Origin of the sequence: Bartonella sp. CE47NXGY, assembly GCF_042195415.1 — a bacterium.
In the GTDB taxonomy this organism is placed as follows: domain Bacteria; phylum Pseudomonadota; class Alphaproteobacteria; order Rhizobiales; family Rhizobiaceae; genus Bartonella.
Genome location: NZ_JBHIOI010000136.1, coordinates 1 through 1,384 on the forward strand (window position 1 = coordinate 1; position 1,384 = coordinate 1,384).

Consider the following 1,384-nt stretch of genomic DNA (forward strand, 5'->3'; position numbering starts at 1 on the left):
ATAACACAAAAACAGTCACGTAAATAAAGAAGATTCAAACTCTCTACAGAGTTTTACAAATGCTCTGAAAAATACACAATAAAACGTGTGTCTTATAGCTTGTTAGTTAACAAAATCTTAAGCACAGATCTTAGTAATCTATATCCTTTCCTTATCCAGTATTTTAGAAATAAAGTGACTATCTTAATGCGTATATTTTATTTTATTCCGTAATATTATTATTTGGATACTATATTGGGCCTTCTGTATTGAAGGAAATTACTAAATTTAAGCGAGTTCCTATTGCTTTATTTTCTGAAAATCAAGTCATTACTCAAAATCAGTACGATAAATTATACGAAGAGTACGTAAAGACACAATATCCTGATAATATATACGAAGAGCGCCTAGAAATTGCAAAAAAATATCTGGATAATAAGAGTTATGGTGTATATCATGTTCTAAGCCCTGGGATGATAGTACTAATTCCTGAAAATATAAATCTTATCCATGCGAAAGTTGTTTGGTGTGCATGCCTTGTGGACTTATTACAGGGAGAGTACAATAAAAAATTTCCAGCATTATACCTACCTACCTACATACATAAGCTACATTCTCAATATAATTGGAAAGAAAACGATTTCATTTGGGCAAAAAATTTAGTCATGAACTCGACAGATCCAATGTTTAGATACGCACGAATGGTATTTAATTCTGAAATATTCTCAGTCCAAATACTAGCTCTAATAAACGAAATTTCCGATGCTGAGAAATTTGAGAGAGATGAAGGAAGTCAGGAAAAAAATTATGCTGCTAGACGCATTAGCGAATATCCGAAATTTTGTAATGAAATTGGACAAGTGTACCATCTAATAATGCCTGATAAGTATAGGTACCAGTAATCTTTTATAAATTCAACATAATAAACAACTCGCATTTATATCCCTTATTCATTTATAGCGGAATGTTTTATTATATTTTGTAATCTTCCGCGTTACATTTCTATTACGTCATTATAATCGGTTTATTACGGCATTTTGGATTAAATTCTACATATTTGTTCAAAAATTTTACCTTTCTTCACAGTAATAATTTATATCTTTTACTAATAATAACCTTGCATATTCTTCATCATAATAGTTTAAGTTTAATATTTAAGCTCAGCGTTAATCATTTTTAATAACTTAATAAATATCAAAATATATTGGCGTTCTATGTTTGCAAAAAATAGCCCCTTTATCTCCTTTTTGATTTCATCCCCCCCAAAAATGTAAGAGAGATAACCACACAAACAGCATATGCATCTTCTAGAAAACATCCTCTAAACATTATGTTTCTCAATCAGCTGTAGCCAAGCCTCTTCATCGATAACCTCAACACCTAATTCTTCAGCTTTAGCCAATTT

Annotated in this window: 1 protein-coding gene; it reads left to right on the forward strand. The window is 30.4% G+C overall.

Annotated elements, in window-relative coordinates:
* The first annotated feature begins 248 nt into the window (after nucleotides 1-248).
* Nucleotides 249-881 carry a hypothetical protein gene (locus tag ACFIL3_RS10145; protein ID WP_375682225.1) on the forward strand — a complete coding sequence of 211 codons (633 nt, stop codon included), beginning with the start codon at nucleotides 249-251 and terminating at the stop codon, nucleotides 879-881.
* The last annotated feature ends 503 nt before the right edge of the window (nucleotides 882-1,384 follow it).